We start from the raw sequence: 23,551 nt of genomic DNA, 5'->3' as shown, positions 1-23,551 counted from the left end.
CCGGTTCCGCCCCCTGCCCGCACACCCGGCACCGGCCAAGCCCCGACACCCCCCGGCCCACCCCAGCACGGCCCGCACCCCACCCGCCGGCCGCCCAGGCCCCCGTACCGTAAAGACATGACCCGCAGCCCCCGCATGGCCCGCCCCCGCACCTGGCTGCGCTCCCACCCCCTCGCCTTCGACGCCGCCCTCGCCGCGATCGTCCTCGCCTGCATGGTCGTCGGCTCGTTCGCCGACCCCCACGACGGCATGCACGGTCCCTCCTTCGGCACCCGCACCCCTGACGCCCGCGGCATCGTGCTCATGGTGCTGGCCGCCGGAGCCCTGGTGTACCGCCGCCGCAGCCCCCTCCCGGTGCTCGCGATCACCAGCACCCTCACCGTCGCCGCCCTCGCCCTCGCGCCCACCGACCCGCCCGCCCCCGTCGCCATGAGCGCGGTCGTCGCGCTCTACACGGTCGCCGCCCGCACCGACCGGCCCACGACGTGGCGCATCGGCCTGCTGACGATGGTCGTGCTGACCGGTGCGGCCATGCTGTTCAGCGACGGGCCCTGGTACGCCCAGGAGAATCTCGGGCTCTTCGCCTGGACCGGCATCGGCGCGAGCGCCGGTGACGCCGTCCGCTCCCGGCGGGCCTTCATCGACGCCATCCGCGAACGCGCCGAACGCGCCGAACGCACCCGCGAGGAGGAGGCCCGCCGCCGCGTCGCGGAGGAACGGCTGCGCATCGCCCGCGACCTGCACGACGTCGTCGCCCACCACATCGCCCTGGTCAACGTCCAGGCGGGCGTGGCCGCACACGTCATGGACAAGCGCCCCGACCAGGCCAAAGAGGCCCTCGCGCACGTCCGCGAGGCCAGCCGCTCCGCGCTCAACGAGCTGCGCGCCACCGTCGGCCTGCTCCGCCAGTCCGGCGACCCCTCCGCCCCCACCGAACCCGCCCCCGGCCTCGCCGTCCTCGACGGACTCCTCGACACCTTCCGCCACGCCGGACTCCCCGTCGCCCTGGCCCGCACCGACGACGGGGAACTGGCCGCCTCCGTCGACCTGGCCGCGTACCGGATCATCCAGGAGGCCCTCACCAACGTGCAGAAGCACGCGGGCCCCGACGCGAAGGCCGAGGTCAGCGTCGTACGCGTGGGCAACGAGGTGGAGGTGACCGTCCTCGACAACGGCACCGAGAACCCGCCCCCCGCCGACAGCGGCGGCCACGGCCTCATCGGCATGCGCGAACGCGTCACCGCGCTCGGCGGCACCCTCACCGCGGGCCCCCGCCACGGCGGCGGCTTCCGGGTGCATGCGATCCTGCCGGTCACGGCCGGTACCAAGGCCACTGGCACCCACGCCACCGGCACCACGGCCGCAGCCACGGCCCGCCCACCGCAGCCCGGCCCGGGGGAGAAGCACGCATGAGCACCACGCCCGAGGCGGCCCTGCCGCCCCTGCCGCCCATCAAGGTCCTCCTCGCCGACGACCAGGCCCTCCTGCGCAGCGCCTTTCGCGTACTCGTCGACTCCGAGCCCGACATGGAGGTCGTCGGGGAGGCGGCGGACGGGGCGCAGGCCCTGGAGCTGACCCGGCTGCACCGGCCCGACGTCGTCCTCATGGACATCCGGATGCCCGGCACCGACGGCCTCACCGCCACCCGCGCGATCGGCGCGGACCCCGAACTGGCCACCGTGCACGTCGTGATGCTCACGACCTTCGAGGTCGACGAGTACGTCGTCGAGTCGATCCGGGCGGGGGCCTCCGGCTTCCTCGGCAAGGGCGCCGAGCCCGACGAACTCCTCAACGCCATCCGGATCGCCGCCGGTGGTGAAGCCCTCCTGTCGCCCGCCGCTACCAAAGGGCTGATCGCCACCTTCCTGGCCCAGGGCGAGGGGCAGGCCCCGCAGCCCGCCCCCGACGGCGAACACGCCGCGCGCCTGGCCACCCTCACCGTCCGCGAGCGCGAGGTCCTCGTCCACGTCGGGGGCGGCAACTCCAACGACGAGATCGCCGAACTCCTGGTCGTCAGCCCCCTCACGGTCAAGACCCACGTCAACCGCGCCATGGCCAAACTCGGCGCCCGCGACCGCGCCCAACTCGTCGTCTTCGCCTACGAATCCGGCCTCGTCCGCCCCCGCACGGACTGAATCCTCCCTCTCCGCCGAGCCCCCTTGGGCGGCGGGGCCGCCCCCCCCCGGGGCGGGACGGGCGGGCAAGGGGGCGGCCCGCCCGATACCGGGCCACCCCGGCACCGCCCCCTGCCCGCACCCCCAAGCACCGGCCGAGCCCCACCCGTACGCCCACGGGTGGAGCACAAGCACACCCCCACGTACTCCAGGCGCGGTACACCCCCACCCAGAAAGGCACCTGGGGCCGACAAAGACCACCCCGCGGATGCCGGATCGTATGAATCGGACCATCGGGACCCCCGGCCCGCACCCCGCGGCGGAGCGGTCCCGCCTGCCACCCTCGCCACCGAGCGCCACGGAAGAGAGACCCCACCCATGTCCTGGCTGTCCAGGTTCAGCCTCGCCCAACGGGCCTTGATCGGGCTGATATCGATCGTCGCGATCGTGTTCGGCGCGATCGCGATTCCGCAGCTCAAGCAGCAACTGCTGCCGACCATCGAGCTCCCGATGGTGTCCGTGATCGCCCCGTACCAGGGCGCCGCCCCGGACGTGGTCGAGAAGCAGGTCGTCGAGCCGCTGGAGAACTCCCTCAAGGCCGTCGACGGCATCGAGTCCATCACCTCCACGGCGAGCGAGGGCTCCGCCGTGATCATGGCCCAGTTCGACTACGGGGACGAGGGCTCCAAGCAGCTCGTCGCCGACGTCCAGCAGGCCGTCAACCGTTCCCGGGCGATGCTGCCCAAGGACGTCGACCCGCAGGTCGTGGCCGGTTCCACCGACGACCTGCCGACCGTCACCCTGGCCGTGACCTCCGACAAGGACCAGCAGGCGCTCGCCGACCAGCTGGACCGCACCGTCGTCCCGGTCCTGCAGAACATCGACGGCGTCAGCCAGGTCACCGTCGCCGGCGTCCAGGAACTCCAGGTCGCGATCACCCCCGACGACGCCAAGCTGGCCGCCGCCGGGCTCAACGCGATGACGCTCGGCCAGGCCCTCCAGCAGGCGGGCATCACGGTCCCGGCCGGCGCGTTCGCCGAGGACGGCAAGTCCCGCACCGTGCAGGTCGGCGGCACCCTCACCTCGCTGAAGCAGATCGAGGACCTGCGGGTCTCCGGTCAGGCCAAGCCGGGTGACGCCATCCCGCCGAAGCCCGTGCGCCTCGGCGACGTCGCCAAGGTCGCGGAGAAGCCCGCCCAGGCCACCTCCCTGACCCGTACCAACGGCAAGCCCAGCCTGTCCGTCTCGGTCACCATGGACCAGGACGGCAGCGCCGTCGCGATCTCCCAGGCCGTCAAGGACAAGCTGCCCGAGCTGCGCGACAGCCTCGGTTCCGGCGCGACCCTGACCACGGTCTTCGACCAGGGCCCGTCCGTCTCGAAGTCGATCTCCGGCCTGACCACCGAGGGCGCGCTCGGTCTCGCCTTCGCGGTCGTCATCATCCTGATCTTCCTGGCGTCGATCCGCTCGACGCTGGTCACCGCGATCTCCATCCCGCTGTCGGTCGTCCTCGCGCTGATCGTGCTGTGGACGAGGGACCTGTCGCTCAACGTCCTGACCCTCGGCGCGCTGACCATCGCGATCGGCCGCGTCGTCGACGACTCGATCGTCGTCCTGGAGAACATCAAGCGTCACCTCTCGTACGGCGAGGAGCGCTACACCGCGATCACCACCGCCGTGAAGGAGGTCGCCGGCGCGGTCACCTCGTCCACGCTGACCACCGTCGCGGTGTTCCTGCCGATCGGCCTGGTCGGCGGCATGGTCGGACAGCTCTTCGGTTCGTTCTCGATCACCGTCACGGCCGCGCTGCTGGCGTCGCTGCTGGTCTCGCTCACCGTCGTGCCGGTCTTCTCGTACTGGTTCCTGCGCGCCCCCAAGGGGTCCGAGGGCGTCGACCCCGAGGAGCTGCGCCGCAAGGCGGAGGAGAAGGAGAACAACAGCCGTCTGACGCGGATGTACGTTCCCGTCCTCCGCTTCGCCACCAAGCGCCGCCTGGTCAGCCTGGCCATCGCCCTGGTGGTCCTGGTCGGCACCTTCGCCATGGCCCCGCTGCTCAAGACCAACTTCTTCGACCAGGGCGAGCAGGACACCCTCTCGCTCACCCAGAAGCTGGAGCCGGGCACCAGCCTGGACGCCTCCAACGAGGCCGCGCTCAAGGTCGAGAAGGTCATCGAGTCGGTCGACAAGGTGAAGGACTACCAGGTCACCGTCGGCTCGTCCGGCATGATGGCGGCCTTCGGCGGCGGCTCCGGCGCCAACCAGGCCTCGTACCAGCTGACCCTGAAGAGTGCCGAGGACACCGAGGCGGTCACCAAGGAGCTGGAGGACAAGCTCGCCGGCCTCAAGGGCGCGGGCGAGACCAAGGTCGGCGCGGGCGGCGGCTTCGGCGGCCAGGACCTGAGCGTCGTCGTCAAGGCGTCCGACGCGGCCACCCTCGCCAAGGCCTCCGAGCAGGTGCAGAAGGCCGTTGCCGGGCTCAAGGACGTCACCGACGTGCAGAGCGACCTGGCCCGTTCGGTGCCGCGCATCTCCGTCAAGGGCACCGAGAAGTCCGCCGAGGCGGGCTTCAACGACGCGGCGCTCGGCGCGGTCGTCGCCCAGGCCGTCCGGGGCACCCCGGCGGGCAAGGCCATGCTGGACAGCACCGAGCGCGACATCGTCATCAAGGCCGCGAAGCCCGCGACGACGATGGACGAGCTGAAGAAGCTGCCGCTCGGGCCGGGTGTCACCCTCGGCCAGCTCGCCGACGTCAAGCTCGTCGACGGCCCGGTCTCCATGACCCGCATCGACGGCGCGCGTTCGGCGACCGTCACCGCCAAGCCGGTCGGCGACAACACGGGTGCGGTCACCGCCGCGCTCACCAAGAAGATCGACGAGGTCAAGAAGGAACTGCCGCAGGGCGCGAGCGTCTCCATCGGCGGTGTCTCCTCCGACATGGACGACACCTTCGGCAAGCTCTTCCTCGCCATGCTGGCGGCCGTCGCGATCGTCTTCATGCTGCTGGTGGCGACCTTCAAGTCGCTGATCCAGCCGCTGATCCTGCTGGTCTCCATCCCGTTCGCCGCCACCGGCGCGATCGGTCTGCTGCTCGCCACCGGCACCCCGATGGGCGTCCCGGCGATGATCGGCATGCTGATGCTCATCGGCATCGTGGTCACCAACGCGATCGTGCTGATCGACCTGATCAACCAGTACCGGGCCCAGGGCATGGGCGTCGTCGAGGCGGTCGTCGAGGGTGGCCGCCACCGTCTGCGCCCGATCCTGATGACGGCACTGGCGACGATCTTCGCGCTGCTGCCGATGGCACTGGGCATCACCGGCGAGGGCGGCTTCATCTCCAAGCCGCTCGCCATCGTGGTGATCGGCGGTCTGATCACGTCGACCCTGCTGACGCTCCTGCTGGTCCCGACGCTGTACGCCATGGTGGAGCTCCGCAAGGAGCGCCGGGCGGCGAAGAAGGCGGCCAAGAAGGGCGAAGGCCCGAAGAAGCCCGACACGGGCACCGAGGCGAAGGACGACGACCGCGAGCCCGCGACCGTCTGATCCTGCCTGAAGCATGAGTAAGGGGCGTCCTCCAGGAGGGCGCCCCTTACTCATGTGCGTACCGCCGTCAGGCCGTCGGGTCACCCGGGATCGCGTGCACCTCGACCGGGTCGTTGCCCGGCTTGCCGCCGGGGCCGGGACACGCGGAGGCGCGCGCGGCGATCTCGTACGCCCGCTCCTCGCTCTTCACGTCCACGACCCAGTAACCGGCGAGGATCCCGCCCTTGTGCGCAGGACCGTCGGTGACCTGCGGCCTCCCGTCGGATCCTGCCCGTACCGTCTTGGCCAGGGAGGGGCCGCCGAGCCCGCGCGCCTCGACCATCTCGCCCGCCGAGGTCAGCTCGTTGTTGAGGGCCTCCATGTGGGCGAACATCGCCTGCATGTCCTCCTGCGAGTAACCCGACATCACGCGGTCCCACTCGGCGGCGTCGACGTTCATCTGGATCATGTACAGCATCTGGGTGCGCTCCTTGGACCGATTCGTTTCTTCCGGTGTCGTGCCGTTCTGAAGGGTTGACTGCTCCCCTCAGCGAAACTCATCGGTCCCCGGACCGCTACGGGAACGCCGTGGTCCGCCGGTCCGCTACGGGAGCGCCAGCATCCGCTCCAGCGCCAGCTTCGCGAAGCTCTCCGTCTCCCGGTCGACCTCGATCCGGTTGACCAGGTTGCCCTCGGCCAGCGACTCCAGGGTCCACACCAGGTGGGGGAGGTCGATGCGGTTCATGGTCGAGCAGAAGCAGACCGTCTTGTCGAGGAAGACGACCTCCTTGTCCGGGTGCGCGTTCGCGAGCCGCCGCACCAGGTTCAGCTCGGTGCCGATCGCCCACTTCGAACCGGCCGGGGCCGCGTCCAGCGCCTTGATGATGTACTCCGTCGAGCCGACCTCGTCCGCCGCCGCGACGACCTCGTGCTTGCACTCCGGGTGCACCAGGACCCGTACACCCGGAATCCGCGCCCGTACGTCCTCCACGGACTCCAGCGAGAACCGGCCGTGCACCGAGCAGTGCCCGCGCCACAGGATCATCTTGGCGTTGCGCAGCTGCTCGACGGTGAGCCCGCCGTTCGGCTTGTGCGGGTTGTAGAGCACGCAGTCGTCCAGGGACATGCCCATGTCGCGGACGGCGGTGTTGCGCCCCAGGTGCTGGTCGGGCAGGAAGAGCACCTTCTCGCCCTGCTCGAAGGCCCAGTCCAGCGCCCTCTTCGCATTGGACGAGGTGCAGATGGTGCCGCCGTGCTTGCCGGTGAAGGCCTTGATGTCGGCGGAGGAGTTCATGTACGAGACGGGCACGACGGTGTCCGCGAGGCCCGCCTCCGTGATCACGTCCCAGCACTCCGCGACCTGCTCGGCGGTGGCCATGTCGGCCATCGAACAGCCCGCCGCCAGGTCCGGCAGCACGACCTTCTGGTCGTCGGAGGTGAGGATGTCGGCCGACTCGGCCATGAAGTGCACGCCGCAGAAGACGATGTACTCCGCCTCCGGCTTGTTGGCGGCGTCGCGCGCGAGCTTGAAGGAGTCGCCGGTCACGTCGGCGAACTGGATGACCTCGTCGCGCTGGTAGTGGTGGCCGAGGACGAAGACCTTGTCCCCGAGCTTCTCCTTGGCCGCGCGGGCGCGCTCCACCAGGTCCGGGTCGGACGGGGACGGCAGGTCGCCGGGGCACTCCACACCGCGCTCGCTCCGGGGGTCGGCCTCACGGCCGAGGAGCAGCAGGGCGAGGGGGGAGGGCTGGACGTCGAGCTCGACGGCCTGGCGGGGCTGGGCGGTGGTCACGACACGCACCCTTTCTGTTCTGCGAGATGCGAGAGCGGCCCGGAGGATGGAGCGAAGGGCCTTTTCGTCAAAACGACGTTATCTATGATAATCCCTTCACGTCAGTTTGACGATGCCGATCTCGTCGGTGTGACGAATTCCCGGTGGGGCGGCCCCGGTCCCCGTGGGGCGGGTTCCCGCCCCACCACCCCGGCCCCGCACGGATTTCGGTGTGCGAGCATGAAAGAAGCACCACACACGCTCAGGCCCGGAATGAATCCGCGGCCCCGCCGGTTGCAACCGTCGGCAAGCAGTCCGTACAACCCGGGAGAGATGTAGATGTCCGTTCAGGACGACAAGACCACCGTGAGCGACGGCATTCTCCTGTCCGACGCCGCCGCGGCCAAGGTGAAGGCCCTGCTGGACCAGGAGGGTCGCGACGACCTGGCGCTCCGCGTCGCCGTGCAGCCCGGTGGCTGCTCGGGCCTGCGGTACCAGCTCTTCTTCGACGAGCGCTCGCTCGACGGCGACGTCATCAAGGACTTCGACGGTGTGAAGGTCGTCACCGACCGGATGAGTGCCCCGTACCTGGGTGGCGCCTCCATCGACTTCGTCGACACCATCGAGAAGCAGGGCTTCACGATCGACAATCCGAACGCCACGGGCTCCTGCGCCTGCGGCGACTCGTTCAACTAGCAGGACGGCAAAGGCGGCCGGCACGGACCTCACGGTCCGCGCCGGCCGCCTTCGTCATGTCCGCGCCGGGCCTCAGCCCTTCGGCACGGCCTTCCCGTCCTCGCCGACCACCTGACGCCCGTCGAGCGGCCTGCTCAGCTCCACCGAAGCCGTCAGCTTCTTCGCGATCGCAATGCAGATCCGCTTCGGGTCCGGGTTGGTCTCCACCACCCGCACCTTCACCACACCGCCGTCCTCCACGGCCTTCGCCGCGTACTCGCTGCACACCCCGCCCCAGAAGCCGAGCGTGAGCCTCTTCCCGTCCGTCGTGTACGACTCGACCTTCCGGTCCGGAACCGTCCCCGGCGCAGGCGTGGCCGGATCCTGCTTCGGCGGCTCCGGCGCCTTCAGGAACTTCGGGTCCACCGCCGGATACGTCACCGTCTCCTGCGCCCCGCCGCCCTCCGGCGCCACCCGCAGCAGCCAGGACGGCACCAGCATCTGCTGCCCGTCCGCGTACTGAACTGCGAGGCCGAAGGTTGCGGATGCGACGTTCACCGTCCGCTGCGGGGTCTTGCGCGGCTCGCACGGCAGGATCTTCCCCACCGGCGGCCCCGGCTCCGGCGTCGCGCCCGGCGTCTCCTTCTCCCGTACGGGGACGGGGTCGGCGCAGCCCCCGATGCCGGGCCGGGGCCCGCGCGCCACCCGGTTCAGCAGCTCGATCGCCCGGTCCGCCCCGATCGCCGGGTACGCGGCGCCCTTGGCCAGCGCCTTCAGGTTCCCGCTGCCGCCCACCACGTCGCCGTCGGGCCCGACCGGGATGCCGGTCGTCCAGCCGTACGTGGGCAGACCGCCGACCACCGGGTCCGCGTTGACCACCCGCGAGCCGCCCAGCACCTGCGTGGCGTCCAGCTTCGCGCCGTCCAGCCCGAGCGCGTTGAGCACCGGGGCGGCGGCCCTCTTCGCCGCCTCCTCGCCCACCGGCGTCCCCGACGTGCACTGCTTGCCCCGCAGACAGTCCGTGCTGCCGGTGCCGTTCGGCCGGGAGTGCCGGGCGAAGGTCCAGGTGCCGGGGGCCCGCTCTGTCACCCGCAGCTGTGACCCGGTGCCGTCCGGCAGCGCACCCACCTGCCAGGAGCCGCCGGTGAGCCTCGGCGTGCCCTTGACGCCCAGCGCCTTCGCGAGGCGGGCCACCTCGTCCGCGCCGACCGCGCCCTGCGCCCGGTACACCGGGGCCGTCGCGGGGGCCTTCGGCAGGGTGCCGGTCGCCCGGTAGACGACGGGGCCGCGCCCGTACGGGTCCGGCTCACCCGGGGCGATGCCGGCCGGCCCCGACCCCGTACCGCCGGAAGTGGCGTCCGTACCGCTGCCCAGGGACAGCGGGGGAGGGGAGCCGCCGGGCGCACCCGGGCTGCTGGGTGCGCCGCCGTCACCGGCGGCGGACGCCAGGTACGCGCCCCCGCCGCCCACGAGCAGCACGGCGACCGCCACCGAGGCCGTCACGAGCGGAATCCGCCGCCGGGGACCTGTCTGCGCCTGCTGCTCGCTGCTCACCGGATCGCTCCCTCGTGCACACCACTGCCGGATGCCTCCCTCACAGGAGACACCGGTGTGACGGCGCGCACCCGCGCACGGTTCCCCTCAGGGGGCGCGCTCAGGCCCCGTACTCGGGCATCGCGCCCACCAGCCGGGCCGATGCGGAGGGCACCACGACCCCGTGGATCAGGGACGCGGGAACGCTCTCGGTGACCGTCGCCGGGACCGCCCAGTGCGGCACCATGCGCGCGCAGTCCCCGTGCAACTGGGCCCAGCCCCCGTCGGCCTCGACGCTGAGGGGCTTGCCGGAAGCGACCGTGACGCTCTGCTCGTGCATACGTGGAACTCCCGTGCTCAAGGGGCCGCCGAAGTGCGAAACCCCGGACTCCTCGCACCGTATGCACCTGCGACCTCAACTAAAAAGCCCTACTATCGGGTAGTTTTGCCGCTTCGGTCGAGCGGGACTCAACCGGTAGCGTGAAGCGTCGTCCTCTCCGAACCGTCATCCCCCCAGGGAGCAACCCCGCCGTGCGTATCGCAGTCACCGGCTCCATCGCCACCGACCACCTCATGACCTTCCCCGGCCGTTTCGCCGACCAGCTGGTCGCGGATCAGCTGCACACGGTCTCCCTCTCCTTCCTCGTCGACAACCTCGACGTACGGCGCGGAGGCGTCGGCGCCAACATCTGCTTCGGCATGGGCCAGCTCGGCACCAGGCCGATCCTGGTCGGCGCGGCCGGCTCCGACTTCGACGAGTACCGCGCCTGGCTCGACCGGCACGGCGTGGACACCGCATCGGTCCGCATCTCCGAGGTCCTGCACACCGCCCGCTTCGTGTGCACCACGGACGCCGACCACAACCAGATCGGCTCCTTCTACACGGGCGCGATGAGCGAGGCCCGCCAGATCGAGCTGAAGTCCGTCGCCGACCGCGTGGGCGGCCTGGACCTGGTCCTGATCGGCGCGGACGACCCGGAGGCGATGCTCCGCCACACCGAGGAGTGCCGCTCGCGCACCATCCCCTTCGCCGCCGACTTCTCGCAGCAGATCGCGCGCATGTCCGGCGACGACATCCGCACCCTGCTCGAAGGCGCCACGTACCTCTTCTCCAACGAGTACGAAAAGGGCCTCATCGAGTCGAAGACCGGCTGGACCGACGCCGAGATCCTCGCCAAGGTCGGCCACCGCGTCACCACGCTGGGCTCGCGCGGCGTGCGCATCGAGAAGCTCGGCCTGGAGCCGATCGAGGTCGGCTGCCCGGAGGAGGACGCCAAGGTCGACCCGACCGGCGTCGGCGACGCCTTCCGCGCCGGCTTCCTCTCGGGCCTGTCCTGGGGCATCAACCACGAGCGCGCCGCCCAGGTCGGCTGCATGCTCGCCACCCTGGTCATCGAGACCCTCGGCACCCAGGAGTACACCCTGAGCCGCGCCCACTTCATGGAGCGCTTCACCAAGGCGTACGGCGACGAGGCCGCCACCGAGGTCCAGAAGCACCTGGGCTGACCGCCCCGCCGGTACGGGGGCGGGAGCGGGGGACCACCGGGTACGGGGACTACTGGGTGCGGCGGACCACGTACCGCCCCTCCTCGGTCTCGCCCACGTACTCCTGCCCCCGCATCCCGCACCACGCCGGGATGTCCAGGCGGGCCGCCGTGTCGTCGGCGAGCACGGTCACCGTGCCGCCGACGGGCACGTCACCGATGACCTTCGCCAGCTCGATCACCGGAATCGGGCACCGCTTCCCGAGCGCGTCCACCACGAGCGAGTCCCCGGCCGGAACACCGCCGCCCGCCTCCGTGGGCGCCCCGAGCGCCCCCCGTACCCCTGCCACCGCATCCGGCAGCACGCGCAGGAACCGCTCCACGTCCTCCTCGGCCGCCCCCCACGGCAGCGACACCCGTACGTTCCCCTCCGAGAGCACCCCCATCGCCCGCAGCACATGACTGGGCGTCAGCGTGCTGCTCGTGCAGGAGGAGCCGGAGGACACCGAGAAGCCCTCCGCGTCCAGCGCGTGCAGCAGGCTCTCCCCGTCGACGTACAGACAGGAGAAGGTCACCAGGTGCGGCAGCCGGCGCACCGGGTCGCCGACCACCTCCACGTCCGGCACGCCCGCGCGCACCCCCGCCCGGATCCGCTCCACCAGCGCCCGCAGCCGCGCCGCCTCCGCGTCCGCCTCGGCCCGCACCGCCCGCAGCGACGCGGCGGCCGCCACCACGGCGGGCAGGTTCACGAAACCGGGGGAGCGCCCCGCCTCCCGCTCGTCCGCCGGCCCCTGCGCCGCGAACCGCACACCCTTCCTGACCGCCAGCAGTCCGACCCCCGCCGGACCGCCCCACTTGTGCGCGCTCGCCGTCAGCAGCGACCACGGCCCCGCCACCGGCCCCCACCCCAGCGACTGCGCCGCGTCCACCAGCAGCGGCACTCCTGCCTCCCGGCACGCGTGTGCGACCTCCTCGACCGGCTGGAGGGTGCCGACCTCGTGGTTGGCGGACTGCAGGCACGCCAGCGCGGTCCCCTCCACCGCCGCTTCCCGTACGAAATCGGCCGCGTCCACCGCGCCGTACGACGACACCGGCACCTCGGCCACCGACCCGCCGCCCGCCACATGGGCGTCGGCCGAATGGAGCACGGAGGAGTGTTCGACCGCGGAGTGCACCAGGCGGCGGCCGACACGCCGACGCGCCGCAAGCGCCCCGGCAATTCCCGTGTGCACCGCATGCGTTCCCGAAGGGGTGAAAACCAGCTCGTCGGGGCGGCAGCCCACGGACTCCGCCGCCGCCTCGCGGGCCGCGTCCAGGAGCATCCTGGCCCGCCGCCCCTCCCGGTACAGCCGGGCCGGATCGGCCCACCCCTCGTCCAGGGAGGCAAGCAGCGCCTGGCGGGCGACGGGGTGCAGGGGAGCGGCGGAGGCGGCGTCGAAGTAGGGCACGCGGCCACGCTAGCCGCCGGGTGCGGCCGGCCTCGTACCGCCGTCTCAGGAGGGTCCGTCAGTTCCCGGGCGGAGGCACGGCTTCCGTCCGGCAGCGGCGCCGGAGCCACCCCTTCGGGGAGCGGTGCGGCGCGTTGGGCACCCTCCCCGCGCGACCCCAAATAGCGTCCAGTAGGGTTTGGTCCGCATAAACATCCAAACCCCTGCCCGCGTCAGGGCCGGCGACCGACCTAGACAGACGGCCGCAGCCAATACAACGCGCGGGCGAGACTCTCGGGAAGGCGCTACGTGAGTCCCAACGGCTCCGACCGCTCGTCGCGGCGCCCGATGCGGCGGAAGCTGCTCCAGGTGCTGACCGCGGGCGTGGTCCTGGCGACCGCCTCTGGTTGCTCGTACACATGGGAGGACTTCCCCCGACTGGGGATGCCCACCCCGGTAACGGAAGAGGCGCCGCGAATCCTCTCCCTCTGGCAGGGCTCGTGGGCGGCTGCGCTCGTCACGGGCGTGCTGGTGTGGGGCCTGATCCTGTGGAGCGTCATCTTCCACCGGCGCAGCCGCACCAAGGTCGAGGTACCTCCGCAGACCCGGTACAACCTGCCCATCGAGGCGCTGTACACGGTCGCACCCATCATCATCGTCTCGGTGCTGTTCTACTTCACCGCCCGCGACGAGTCGAAGCTCCTGCATCTCGACGAGAAGCCGACGCACACGGTCAACGTGGTCGGCTATCAGTGGAGCTGGGGCTTCAACTACGTCGAGGACGTGGACGGCAACAAGTCCACCGGTCCGCAGACGGACCCCAAGACCGGCCTCAAGACCGGCGTTCCCAAGGAACTCGGCGCGATTCCGGACCGCTACACCAAGCAGTTCCCGGACGGCGCCGAGGGCGTCTACGACTACGGCATCCCCGGCACCCGGAACCCCGAGAACGGGAACCCGGGTCCGACGCTGGTGCTGCCCAAGGGCGAGAAGGTCCGGTTCGTGCTGACGTCGCGCGACGTCATCCACTCCTTCTGGGTGGTGCCGTTCCTGATGAAGCAGGACGTCATCCCGGGCCACACCAACGCCTTCGAGGTGACCCCCAACAAGGAGGGCATCTTCATGGGCAAGTGCGCAGAGCTCTGCGGCGTGGACCACTCCCGGATGCTCTTCAACGTCAAGGTCGTCTCCCCGGAGGAGTACAAGCAGTACCTCAAGGACCTGGCGAAGAAGGGCCAGACCGGATACATCCCGTCCGGTATTGAGCTGACCAAGTCGGCCAGGAATGCGGAGACGAACAAACTGTGAGCATCCTCAACGAACCCAAGGGTGCCGCGGCAGCAGTCGACTCGTACGAGAACGAGCTGCCCGTGCGGCGCAAGGAGCCGGGAAACATTGTGATCAAGTGGCTCACCACCACTGACCACAAGACGATCGGCTCGATGTACCTCATCACGTCGTTCGTGTTCTTCATCATCGGCGGCGTCATGGCGCTCTTCATGCGCGCCGAACTCGCTCGTCCCGGCACGCAGATCATGTCGAACGAGCAGTTCAACCAGGCGTTCACGATGCACGGCACGATCATGCTGCTGATGTTCGCGACGCCGCTGTTCGCCGGATTCGCCAACTGGATCATGCCGCTGCAGATCGGTGCGCCCGACGTGGCGTTCCCGCGGCTGAACATGTTCGCGTACTGGCTGTACCTCTTCGGCTCGATCATCGCGGTGGCCGGCTTCCTCACCCCGCAGGGTGCGGCCGACTTCGGTTGGTTCGCCTACTCCCCGCTGTCGGACGCGGTCCGTTCGCCGGGCGTCGGCGCCGACATGTGGATCATGGGTCTGGCCTTCTCCGGCTTCGGCACGATCCTCGGCTCGGTCAACTTCATCACCACGATCATCTGCATGCGCGCTCCCGGCATGACGATGTTCCGCATGCCGATCTTCACCTGGAACGTGCTGCTGACCGGTGTTCTGGTCCTGCTCGCCTTCCCGGTGCTGGCGGCCGCGCTGTTCGCCCTGGAGGCGGACCGTAAATTCGGTGCCCATGTATTCGATGCCGCGAATGGCGGAGCGATTCTCTGGCAACACCTCTTCTGGTTCTTCGGACACCCAGAGGTGTACATCATCGCGCTGCCATTCTTCGGAATCATTTCCGAGGTCATCCCGGTCTTCAGCCGCAAGCCGATGTTCGGCTACATCGGTCTGATCGCCGCGACGATCGCGATCGCCGGCCTTTCGGTGACCGTCTGGGCCCACCACATGTATGTGACGGGCGGCGTGCTGTTGCCGTTCTTCTCCTTCATGACATTCCTCATCGCAGTGCCCACCGGTGTGAAGTTCTTCAACTGGATCGGCACGATGTGGAAGGGCTCACTGTCCTTCGAGACCCCGATGCTCTGGGCCGTCGGCTTCCTGATCACCTTCACCTTCGGTGGTCTGACCGGCGTCATCCTGGCCTCGCCCCCGATGGACTTCCACGTCTCCGACTCGTACTTCGTCGTCGCGCACTTCCACTACGTCATCTTCGGCACCGTGGTCTTCGCGATGTTCTCCGGCTTCCACTTCTGGTGGCCGAAGTTCACCGGCAAGATGCTGGACGAGCGGCTCGGCAAGATCACCTTCTGGACGCTGTTCGTGGGCTTCCACGGCACGTTCCTGGTGCAGCACTGGCTGGGTGCCGAGGGCATGCCGCGTCGTTACGCGGACTACCTCGCGGCCGACGGGTTCACCGCGCTGAACACGATCTCGACCATCAGCTCCTTCCTGCTGGGTCTGTCGATGCTCCCGTTCTTCTACAACGTGTGGAAGACCGCGAAGTACGGCAAGAAGATCGAGGTCGACGACCCCTGGGGCTACGGCCGTTCGCTCGAATGGGCGACGTCCTGCCCGCCGCCGCGGCACAACTTCCTCACGCTGCCGCGCATCCGGTCCGAATCCCCGGCGTTCGACCTGCACCACCCGGAGATCTCCGCGATCGACCAGCTGGAGAACCACCGCGACAACGGTATTGAGCCGCTCGCCCTCAGCGCGAAGGAGTCCGGCAAGTGAAGATTCAAGGCTGGCTCTTCATCTGGCTGAGCGTGTTCGTCGGGATCATGGCCGTCGTGTACGGCGTGTGGTCCAAGGAGCCCGCGGGCACCACGGCACTGGTCCTGGCCTTCGGCCTGAGCCTCATGATCGGCTTCTACCTGGCCTTCACGGCCAAGCGGGTCGACGCGATGGCCCAGGACAACAAGCAGGCCGACGTCGCGGACGAGGCCGGCGAGCTGGGCTTCTTCGCCCCGCACAGCTGGCAGCCGCTCTCGCTGGCGATCGGCGGCGCGTTCGCCTTCCTCGCCATCGCGATGGGCTGGTGGCTGCTGTTCTTCTCGCTGCCGCTGATCCTGGTCGGCCTGTTCGGCTGGGTCTTCGAGTTCTACCGCGGTGAGAACCGCACCCAGTAGCACTCGGCTTCACGAGGCACCTCGATGAGGGGCCCGTGCCCCGGAGACACACTCCGGGGCACGGGCCCCTTTTTCGTTGAGGTCATTCGTTTGCAGTCACTTGACGGTGTCCAACGCGCCCGATCTGACGATGCTTCATATTGTGTGATCATGAGCCACGCACCCCGCGCCCGGACGGTCCTGAGCTGCACCCTTCTGATCGCCTCCCTCGGGGCGGGGCTGACCGCCTGCGGCGGGCCCGGGGGCAGCCCGCTCTCCTCCCCGCCGTACGACGCGGCGCGGCAGATCTCCTTCAACGGCCGTCCCGGCAGCACGGACGTCGACCCGGAGAAGCCCCTGGAGATGACCGCCACCGGCAAGGACGGCCGGATCACCGACGTCGTCGCCGCGGACGCGGCCGGACGCCAGGTGGCCGGCGAGCTCTCCGCCGACGGCTCCCGCTGGCACTCCACCTCCCCGCTGGCCGCGGGCGCCGAGTACACGGTCAAGGTCAGCACCGAGGACCAGGAGGGCGCGCCCGGCGTGCGCAGGCTCGGTTTCAGGACGGCCCCCGGGAAGAAGGGCCTGAAGGTCGAGTTCGGCCCCGACGCGGGCACCTACGGCGTCGGACAGCCCATCACCGCGAAGCTCAGCACCAAGGTCAAGGACCCGCGCGCCCGCGCGGTGGTGGAGCGCGCCCTGAAGGTCGACTCCAAGCCCGCCGCCGAGGGTTCCTGGTACTGGGTGGAGGACGACCTCCTGCACTACCGCCCGCGCTCCTACTGGCCCGCAGGAGCCACTGTGCGGGCGCACAGCAACCTGGAGGGCATCAAGGTCGCCGGGGGCCTCTACGGGGCCGCAGTGACGCCCCTGAAGCTCACCATCGGCGACAAGATCGAGGCCATCACCGACGCCTCCTCGCACTACATGACGGTCAAGCGCAACGACAAAGTGATCAACACCATTCCGGTGACCACCGGAAAGCCCGGCTACTCCACCCGCAACGGCGTCAAGGTCGTACTGGGCAAGGAGTACTTCGTACGGATGCGCGGCACCAGCATCGGCATCCCGACCGGCACCAGCGACTCCTACGACCTGCCGGTCTACTACGCCACCCGCGTGACCTGGAGCGGCGAGTACGTGCACGCCGCGCCCTGGTCCACCGGCTCGCAGGGGTACGAGAACGTCAGCCACGGCTGCACGGGCATGTCCACCGGCAACGCCGAATGGTTCTTCGACACCGTGCGCGAGGGCGACATCGTCAAGGTCGTCGGCAGCTGGGGCGACACCATGGACCCCTTCGGCAACGGCTTCGGGGACTGGAACATCGACTGGAAGAAGTGGCGCAAGGGCAGCGCGCTGCTCGCCGTCACCGAGGAGCAGCGCGACCGCATCCACACCCCGCGCCTGCGCCCCCAGGTCTGAACGGCCCGGGGAGCGCGGGGAGCGGCGTGCGGCCGCATCCGTACGGGACGCGAACGGGCCCGTACGCGGCGGGATCAGGCCCGTACGGCAGGAGCCTTCCCGGCGAGCCGGGAACGCAGCAGGGCCGCCAGCGAGGCGGCGAACTCCACCGGCTCGACCGGCAGCGTCACCGCGGCCTCCGCACGGCTCCAGGTGGCCAGCCAGGCGTCCTGCGGGCGGCCCATGAGGAGCAGCACGGGCGGGCAGTCGAAGACCTCGTCCTTGATCTGCCGGCAGACGCCCATGCCGCCCGCCGGGACGGTCTCGCCGTCGAGCACGCACACGTCGATGCCGCCGGCGTCCAGCGCCTTGAGGACGGCGGGCAGCGTCGCGCACTCCAGGAACTCGACCGGCGGTACGTCGGCGGCCGGCCTGCGACCGGCCGCGAGCCGCACCTGTTCGCGGGTGTTGGCGTCGTCGCTGTAGACCAGCACCGTGGCGGTCGGCTGCTGCATTGTTCCTCCGTGACGTCCGGTTACGCGGTGATCTCGGGCTTTTCGGGGCTCTACAGGCGGCTGCTGGGGCCGGTTCCGATGCGCGGATGCTACTCCGTCAGACCCTCCGTCCACACCGGTTCGCACCGGCCTTCGATGGGCCGTTCGGGCAGGACACACCCTCTTGACACTCCGAACGGCACCCCCCGGGGTGAGGGCGGGATAAGCGACCGACATAATGTCGGTCGTGGCGACAGCAACGACAGTAGATACCGGGCACGCGCACCCGTCGGTCAATCGACCGAACCTCACCAGCGTCGGAACCATCATCTGGTTGAGTTCCGAGCTGATGTTCTTCGCGGCCCTCTTCGCGATGTACTTCACCCTGCGATCGGTGACCGGTCCCGAGTTCTGGGCGGAAAAGGCCTCGGCCTTGAACTTCCCGTTCTCGCTGACCAATACCTCGATCCTGGTCCTCTCCTCCCTCACCTGCCAGCTCGGCGTCTTCGCCGCGGAGCGGGGCGATGTGAAGAAGCTCAGGACCTGGTTCATCATCACGTTCGTGATGGGTGCGATCTTCATTGGCGGCCAGGTGTACGAGTACACCGAGCTGGTCAAGCACGAGGGCCTGTCGCTCTCGTCGGACCCGTACGGCTCGGTGTTCTACCTGACGACCGGCTTCCACGGACTGCACGTGACAGGCGGCCTCATCGCCTTCCTGCTGGTCCTCGGCCGGACATACGCGGCCAAGCGATTCACCCACGAGCAGGCCACCGCCGCCATCGTCGTGTCGTACTACTGGCACTTCGTCGACGTCGTCTGGATCGGCCTGTTCGCCACGATCTACATGATCAAGTAACCAGGGGCCAAGGCCCGCACACACTTCCCGCATCGACGCAGAAGATCCTGACACCGGGGTAATCCGTGAAAAAGCTCTCCGCACGACGACGCCATCCGCTGGCGGCGGTCGTCGTCCTACTCTTCGCGCTGGCGGCCACTGGGGGGCTGTACGCCGCGTTTGCGCCTGCGGGCAAGGCGCAGGCCGACGAGACCGCCCAGTCCCTCGCCATCGAAGAGGGCAAGAAGCTCTACGCCGTCGGCTGCGCAAGCTGCCACGGAACCGGCGGTCAGGGCACCACTGACGGCCCGTCCCTCGTGGGCGTGGGCTCCGCCGCAGTGGACTTCCAGGTCGGCACCGGCCGTATGCCGGCGCAGCAGCCCGGCGCCCAGGTGCCGAAGAAGAAGGTCATCTACACGCAGGCGCAGATCGACCAGCTCGCCGCGTACGTGGCCTCTCTCGGCGCCGGCCCGATCACGCCGACCGAAAGCCAGACCGACCCGAGCAACGCCGACGTCGGCAAGGGTGGCGAACTGTTCCGCACGAACTGCGCGCAGTGCCACAACTTCACCGGCGAGGGCGGCGCCCTGACGCACGGCAAGTTCGCCCCCTCCCTCGAGGGCGTCTCGCCGAAGCACATCTACGAGGCCATGCAGACCGGCCCGCAGAACATGCCCTCCTTCCCGGACAGCACCATGCCGGAGAAGGAAAAGAAGGACATCATCGCGTACGTCAAGGCCGTGAACGGCGAAGAGACCCCGAGCCCCGGCGGCTTCGGACTGGGCGGCCTCGGGCCGGTCAGCGAGGGTCTGTTCGCCTGGATCTTCGGTCTGGGTGCGCTCATCGCAGTTGCCGTCTGGGTCGCGGCCCACACCGCTAAGGCCAAGAAGTCATGAGTAGCCAAGAGAATCCAGAAGAGGCCCTGCCTGCTGAGCAGGGCAACGCGCACGGCGAAGTAGCGCCCAAGGACGATCCGTTCGCGGACCCGGGCCTGCCGCCGCACAAGCCGCGTATCCAGGACCTCGACGAGCGGGCCGCCAAGCGGTCCGAGCGCGTCGTCGCCTTCCTGTTCACGCTGTCGATGATCGCGACGATCGGCTTCATCGCCTCCTTCGTCGCGTTCCCGATCGACAAGATCGTGTACGTGTGGCCGCTGGGCCACGTGAGCGCGCTCAACCTCTCGCTGGGTCTGACGCTCGGCATCGCCCTCTTCTGCATCGGCGCGGGCGCGGTCCACTGGGCCCGCACCCTGATGTCCGACGTCGAGGTCGCCGACGAGCGCCACGCGATCCAGGCGTCGCCCGAGGTCAAGGCCAAGGTCATGGCCGACTTCAAGGCCGGTGCCGAGGAGTCGGTGATCGGCCGTCGCAAGCTGATCCGCACCACGATGTTCGGTGCGCTGGCCCTGGTGCCGCTGTCCGGCGTCGTGCTGCTGCGCGACCTCGGTCCGCTGCCGGAGAAGAAGCTCCGCGAGACGTCCTGGGACAAGGGCAAGCGTCTGATCAACCAGAACACGATGGAGCCCCTGCGGGCCGAGGACGTCGTCGTGGGCTCGCTCACCTTCGCCGTGCCGGAAGGCCTGAAGGAGGACGACCACGAGTTCAACCAGAAGATCGCCAAGGACGCGCTGATGATCGTCCGGATCCAGCCGGACGAGATCAAGAACAAGCAGCAGCGCGAGTGGGCGGCCGAGGGCATCGTCGCGTACTCCAAGATCTGCACCCACGTCGGCTGCCCGATCAGCCTGTACGAGCAGCAGACGCACCACGTGCTCTGCCCGTGCCACCAGTCCACCTTCGACCTGTCCGACGGCGCCCGCGTCATCTTCGGCCCGGCCGGCCACCCCCTGCCGCAGCTGCGGATCAAGGTGAACGACCAGGGTTACCTCGAAGCCATGGGCGACTTCGCCGAGCCCGTCGGTCCTGCTTTCTGGGAGCGCGGATGAGTACTGCGACGACTACCGAATCCAAGCCGCAGCAGAAGGCGCCCGCCGGTGAGCGGGTGGCGGACTGGGCGGACGGCCGGCTGGGGATCTACTCCCTCGCCAAGGCCAACATGCGCAAGATCTTCCCGGACCACTGGTCCTTCATGCTCGGCGAGATCTGCATGTACAGCTTCATCATCATCATCCTCACGGGTGTGTATCTGACGCTGTTCTTCCACCCGTCCATGAACGAGGTCGTGTACCACGGGTCGTACGCCCCGATGCACGGCATCCGCATGACGGAGGCCTACGCGTCGACGCTGGACATCAGCTTCGACGTCCGTGGCGGTCTGCTGATCCGGCAGATCCACCACTGGGGCGCGCTGATCTTCCTCGCGGCGATGTTCGTGCACATGATGCGCGTCTTCTTCACGGGTGCCTTCCGCAAGCCGCGCGAGGTCAACTGGCTGTTCGGCTTCCTGCTGTTCGTCCTCGGCATGTTCACCGGTTTCACCGGTTACTCGCTGCCGGACGACCTGCTGTCGGGCACCGGTGTCCGCTTCACACAGGGCGCGATCCTGTCCGTGCCGGTCGTCGGCACGTACATCTCGATGTTCCTGTTCGGCGGAGAGTTCCCCGGCCACGACATGGTCGCCAGGTTCTACTCGATCCACATCCTGCTGCTGCCGGGCATCATGCTCGGCCTGATGGTGGCTCACCTGATCCTGGTCTTCTACCACAAGCACACCCAGTTCGCGGGCCCCGGCCGCACGAACAACAACGTGGTGGGCATGCCGCTGCTGCCGGTCTACATGGCCAAGGCCGGAGGCTTCTTCTTCCTGGTCTTCGGCATCATCGCGATCATCGCGGCGGCGTTCACGATCAACCCGGTCTGGGCGCTCGGTCCCTACCGTCCGGACCAGGTGTCCACCGGCGCCCAGCCCGACTGGTACATGGGCTTCGCCGAGGGTCTGATCCGTGTCATGCCGGGCTGGGAGATCAACCTCTGGGGCCACACGCTGGTCCTGGGTGTGTTCATCCCGCTGACGCTCTTCGGTGTGATCCTCGCCGTCATCGCGGTGTGGCCGTTCCTGGAGTCCTGGGTCACCGGCGACAAGCGCGAGCACCACATCGCGCAGCGTCCGCGCAACAACCCGACGCGCACCGCGTTCGGTGTCGCCTGGATCACGGTCTACTTCATCGGCCTCGTCGGCGGTGGAAACGACCTGTGGGCCACGCACTTCCACCTCTCGCTCAACGCGATCTCGTGGTTCGTGCGCATCGGCTTCTTCGCCGGTCCGGTCCTGGCGTTCATCATCACCAAGCGCATCTGCCTGGGCCTCCAGCGCAGGGACGCCGAGAAGGTGCTGCACGGACGCGAGTCGGGCATCATCAAGCGCCTGCCGCACGGTGAGTTCATCGAGGTGCACGAGCCCCTCGACGCGAACAAGCTGCACACGCTCACGGCGCACGAGCAGTACGCGCCGGCCGAGATCGGTCCCGCCGAGGACGAGAACGGCGTGACGCGCAAGGTCGGCCCCGCCGAGAAGCTGCGCGTCAAGCTCAGCAAGGGCATGTACGGCGAGGGCAACCAGATCGCCAAGCCCACCGCCGAGGAGTACAAGGAGATCACCAGCGGCCACGGCCACCACTGATCCCCGGCCGGTCCAGTGAAGTGAACTGAACCGGCGACTGTTCGCCACAGCGAGAGCCCCGTCCGGACCCCGGACGGGGCTCTTCGCGCGTGCCGGGGCTGGATAGGGTGGCCCCATCCCTTACCGGCAAGCCCTTCACCGGGCGCGTGGACCCTGGAGCGGACCATGAACGTTGTGACCCCAGTCGGCGGCGACAGCGTGGCGGCCCGCGGCTGGCCGGGCATCCTCACCGCCCTGATGCAGGGCCAGGACCTCGGCGCGGACGACACCGCGTGGGCGATGGACCGCATCATGACGGGCGAGGCCTCCGACGCGCAGATCGCCGGTTTCTCCATCGCCCTGCGCGCCAAGGGCGAGACGGTGCAGGAAGTCACCGGTCTGGTACGGGCGATGTACGAGCACGCCAACCTCATCGAGGTGCCGGGGCCCAGTGTCGACATCGTCGGCACCGGCGGCGACATGGCCAAGACGGTCAACATCTCCACCATGTCCGCGATCGTCATCGCCGGCACCGGTGCCAAGGTCGTCAAGCACGGCAACCGGTCCGCGTCGTCGGCGAGCGGCTCCTCCGACGTCCTGGAGAAGCTGGGCGTCAACCTGGACCTGACGCCCCGCCGGGTGGCCGAGGTCGCCGACGAGGCGGGCATCACCTTCTGCTTCGCCGTGAAGTTCCACCCGGCGCTGCGCCACGCCGCCAAGGCCCGCAAGGAGCTGGGCACGCAGACCACCTTCAACATCCTGGGCCCGCTCACCAACCCGGCCCGGGTGCGCGCCCAGGCCGTCGGCGTGGCCGACGCGAAGATGGCCCCCATCGTCGCCGGCGTCCTGGCCGAACGGGGCAACTCCGCCCTCGTCTTCCGCGGCGACGACGGCCTCGACGAGCTGACCACCACCGCGACCTCCCGGGTCTGGGTGGTACGGGACGGGGGAGTGCGCGAGGAGGCCTTCGACCCGCGGGAGGTCGGCCTGGAACTCGTCCCCGTGGAGGCACTGCGGGGCGCGGACGCCTCGTACAACGCCGAGGTGGCCCGCAGGCTCTTCGCGGGCGAGCAGGGGCCCGTACGGGACGCGGTGCTGCTCAACACAGCGGCGGCGCTGGTCGCGCTGAACCCGGGCGGCGGCTCGCTGAACGAGGAGATCGCGGCAGGTCTGGAGAAGGCGCGCGAGTCCCTGGACTCCGGGGGCGCGCAGGCGGCCCTGGAGCGCTGGGTGCGGGCCAGCAACGCCTGAAAACCCGCACAGTGTGACGCAGAGCGCAGTCCGGACGTCTCAGAAACCGGACTGCGCTC

20 protein-coding genes are annotated in these 23,551 nt (G+C 69.5%); 14 read left to right on the top strand and 6 right to left on the bottom strand.

Annotated elements, in window-relative coordinates; all coding sequences use genetic code 11:
- Nucleotides 1-117 precede the first annotated feature (117 nt).
- From IE269_RS06630 to IE269_RS06620, 3 genes are all read left to right on the top strand, one after another.
- Nucleotides 118-1,413: a sensor histidine kinase gene (locus IE269_RS06630; RefSeq protein ID WP_189821791.1), complete on the top strand. Its 1,296-nt coding sequence runs from the start codon at nucleotides 118-120 to the stop codon at nucleotides 1,411-1,413.
- Nucleotides 1,410-2,135, top strand: a complete 726-nt coding sequence (locus IE269_RS06625; protein WP_189821790.1) for a response regulator transcription factor — start codon at nucleotides 1,410-1,412, stop codon at nucleotides 2,133-2,135. The genes IE269_RS06630 and IE269_RS06625 overlap by 4 nt, the downstream gene beginning before the upstream one ends.
- A 357-nt stretch (nucleotides 2,136-2,492) precedes the next feature.
- Nucleotides 2,493-5,657, top strand: coding sequence for an efflux RND transporter permease subunit (locus IE269_RS06620; protein ID WP_189821789.1), 3,165 nt, complete (start codon nucleotides 2,493-2,495; stop codon nucleotides 5,655-5,657).
- Between the two features lie 67 nt (nucleotides 5,658-5,724).
- Here the strand turns inward: IE269_RS06620 and IE269_RS06615 are convergent, their stop codons facing one another.
- Together IE269_RS06615 and nadA are read right to left on the bottom strand one after the other, a co-directional pair.
- Entirely contained in the window at nucleotides 5,725-6,114 is a 390-nt protein-coding gene (locus tag IE269_RS06615; RefSeq protein WP_189821788.1) for a YciI family protein, read from the bottom strand.
- A 126-nt stretch (nucleotides 6,115-6,240) separates the two neighbouring features.
- On the bottom strand, nucleotides 6,241-7,437 hold the full coding sequence (gene nadA, locus IE269_RS06610; protein WP_189821787.1) for a quinolinate synthase NadA: 1,197 nt from the start codon (nucleotides 7,435-7,437) through the stop codon (nucleotides 6,241-6,243).
- A gap of 309 nt (nucleotides 7,438-7,746) precedes the next feature.
- On the opposite strand from nadA, the gene IE269_RS06605 reads away from it, so the two are divergent.
- Complete coding sequence (locus IE269_RS06605) at nucleotides 7,747-8,103, top strand: HesB/IscA family protein (RefSeq protein ID WP_189821786.1); 357 nt, start codon at nucleotides 7,747-7,749, stop codon at nucleotides 8,101-8,103.
- Nucleotides 8,104-8,175: 72 nt separating this feature from the next.
- Here IE269_RS06605 and IE269_RS06600 read toward each other — a convergent pair whose 3' ends face one another.
- Both IE269_RS06600 and IE269_RS06595 read right to left on the bottom strand, forming a co-directional pair.
- A complete protein-coding gene (locus IE269_RS06600; RefSeq protein WP_189821785.1) occupies nucleotides 8,176-9,636 on the bottom strand; it encodes a hypothetical protein in 1,461 nt (486 codons plus the stop codon).
- 100 nt (nucleotides 9,637-9,736) lie between these two features.
- Entirely contained in the window at nucleotides 9,737-9,955 is a 219-nt protein-coding gene (locus IE269_RS06595; protein WP_189821784.1) for a hypothetical protein, read from the bottom strand.
- Nucleotides 9,956-10,146: 191 nt separating this feature from the next.
- Here IE269_RS06595 and IE269_RS06590 point away from each other — a divergent pair, with 191 nt between their 5' ends.
- Nucleotides 10,147-11,121: a carbohydrate kinase family protein gene (locus IE269_RS06590; RefSeq protein ID WP_189821783.1), complete on the top strand. Its 975-nt coding sequence runs from the start codon at nucleotides 10,147-10,149 to the stop codon at nucleotides 11,119-11,121.
- Nucleotides 11,122-11,170: 49 nt separating this feature from the next.
- Here IE269_RS06590 and IE269_RS06585 read toward each other — a convergent pair whose 3' ends face one another.
- The gene (locus IE269_RS06585; RefSeq protein WP_189821782.1) at nucleotides 11,171-12,547 is read right to left on the bottom strand and encodes a cysteine desulfurase/sulfurtransferase TusA family protein; all 1,377 of its coding nucleotides are present in this window, start codon (nucleotides 12,545-12,547) and stop codon (nucleotides 11,171-11,173) included.
- Nucleotides 12,548-12,835: 288 nt separating this feature from the next.
- On the opposite strand from IE269_RS06585, the gene ctaC reads away from it, so the two are divergent.
- The 4 genes from ctaC to IE269_RS06565 all read left to right on the top strand — a co-directional run bounded on the left by ctaC (nucleotide 12,836) and on the right by IE269_RS06565 (nucleotide 17,372).
- Nucleotides 12,836-13,834: an aa3-type cytochrome oxidase subunit II gene (ctaC, locus tag IE269_RS06580; protein ID WP_189821781.1), complete on the top strand. Its 999-nt coding sequence runs from the start codon at nucleotides 12,836-12,838 to the stop codon at nucleotides 13,832-13,834.
- Nucleotides 13,831-15,573 carry an aa3-type cytochrome oxidase subunit I gene (ctaD, locus tag IE269_RS06575; RefSeq protein ID WP_189821780.1) on the top strand — a complete coding sequence of 581 codons (1,743 nt, stop codon included), beginning with the start codon at nucleotides 13,831-13,833 and terminating at the stop codon, nucleotides 15,571-15,573. The genes ctaC and ctaD overlap by 4 nt, the downstream gene beginning before the upstream one ends.
- Nucleotides 15,570-15,968 (top strand): cytochrome c oxidase subunit 4, encoded by a 399-nt coding sequence (locus IE269_RS06570; RefSeq protein ID WP_189821779.1) that lies wholly within the window; start codon nucleotides 15,570-15,572, stop codon nucleotides 15,966-15,968. The genes ctaD and IE269_RS06570 overlap by 4 nt, the downstream gene beginning before the upstream one ends.
- A gap of 150 nt (nucleotides 15,969-16,118) precedes the next feature.
- Nucleotides 16,119-17,372: a L,D-transpeptidase gene (locus IE269_RS06565; RefSeq protein ID WP_189821778.1), complete on the top strand. Its 1,254-nt coding sequence runs from the start codon at nucleotides 16,119-16,121 to the stop codon at nucleotides 17,370-17,372.
- 74 nt (nucleotides 17,373-17,446) lie between these two features.
- Here the strand turns inward: IE269_RS06565 and IE269_RS06560 are convergent, their stop codons facing one another.
- Complete coding sequence (locus IE269_RS06560) at nucleotides 17,447-17,866, bottom strand: response regulator transcription factor (protein ID WP_189821777.1); 420 nt, start codon at nucleotides 17,864-17,866, stop codon at nucleotides 17,447-17,449.
- Nucleotides 17,867-18,083: 217 nt separating this feature from the next.
- Here IE269_RS06560 and ctaE point away from each other — a divergent pair, with 217 nt between their 5' ends.
- The 5 genes from ctaE (at nucleotide 18,084) to trpD (ending at nucleotide 23,492) form a co-directional block, all read left to right on the top strand.
- Nucleotides 18,084-18,704, top strand: coding sequence for an aa3-type cytochrome oxidase subunit III (ctaE, locus tag IE269_RS06555; protein ID WP_189821776.1), 621 nt, complete (start codon nucleotides 18,084-18,086; stop codon nucleotides 18,702-18,704).
- 65 nt (nucleotides 18,705-18,769) lie between these two features.
- Complete coding sequence (gene qcrC / locus IE269_RS06550; RefSeq protein ID WP_189821775.1) at nucleotides 18,770-19,579, top strand: cytochrome bc1 complex diheme cytochrome c subunit; 810 nt, start codon at nucleotides 18,770-18,772, stop codon at nucleotides 19,577-19,579.
- A complete protein-coding gene (qcrA, locus tag IE269_RS06545) occupies nucleotides 19,576-20,628 on the top strand; it encodes a cytochrome bc1 complex Rieske iron-sulfur subunit (RefSeq protein ID WP_189821774.1) in 1,053 nt (350 codons plus the stop codon). Before qcrC ends, qcrA begins: the two co-directional genes overlap by 4 nt.
- Entirely contained in the window at nucleotides 20,625-22,262 is a 1,638-nt protein-coding gene (gene qcrB, locus IE269_RS06540) for a cytochrome bc1 complex cytochrome b subunit (RefSeq protein ID WP_189821773.1), read from the top strand. Before qcrA ends, qcrB begins: the two co-directional genes overlap by 4 nt.
- Before the next feature lie 165 nt (nucleotides 22,263-22,427).
- Nucleotides 22,428-23,492, top strand: coding sequence for an anthranilate phosphoribosyltransferase (trpD, locus tag IE269_RS06535; RefSeq protein WP_189821772.1), 1,065 nt, complete (start codon nucleotides 22,428-22,430; stop codon nucleotides 23,490-23,492).
- Nucleotides 23,493-23,551 lie beyond the last annotated feature (59 nt).

This window comes from Streptomyces spiroverticillatus (genome assembly GCA_014650415.1).
Taxonomy (GTDB): Bacteria; Actinomycetota; Actinomycetes; order Streptomycetales; family Streptomycetaceae; genus Streptomyces; species Streptomyces spiroverticillatus.
Note: the sequence above shows the minus strand (reverse complement) of the source record. Positions and strands in the feature narration are given on the sequence as shown.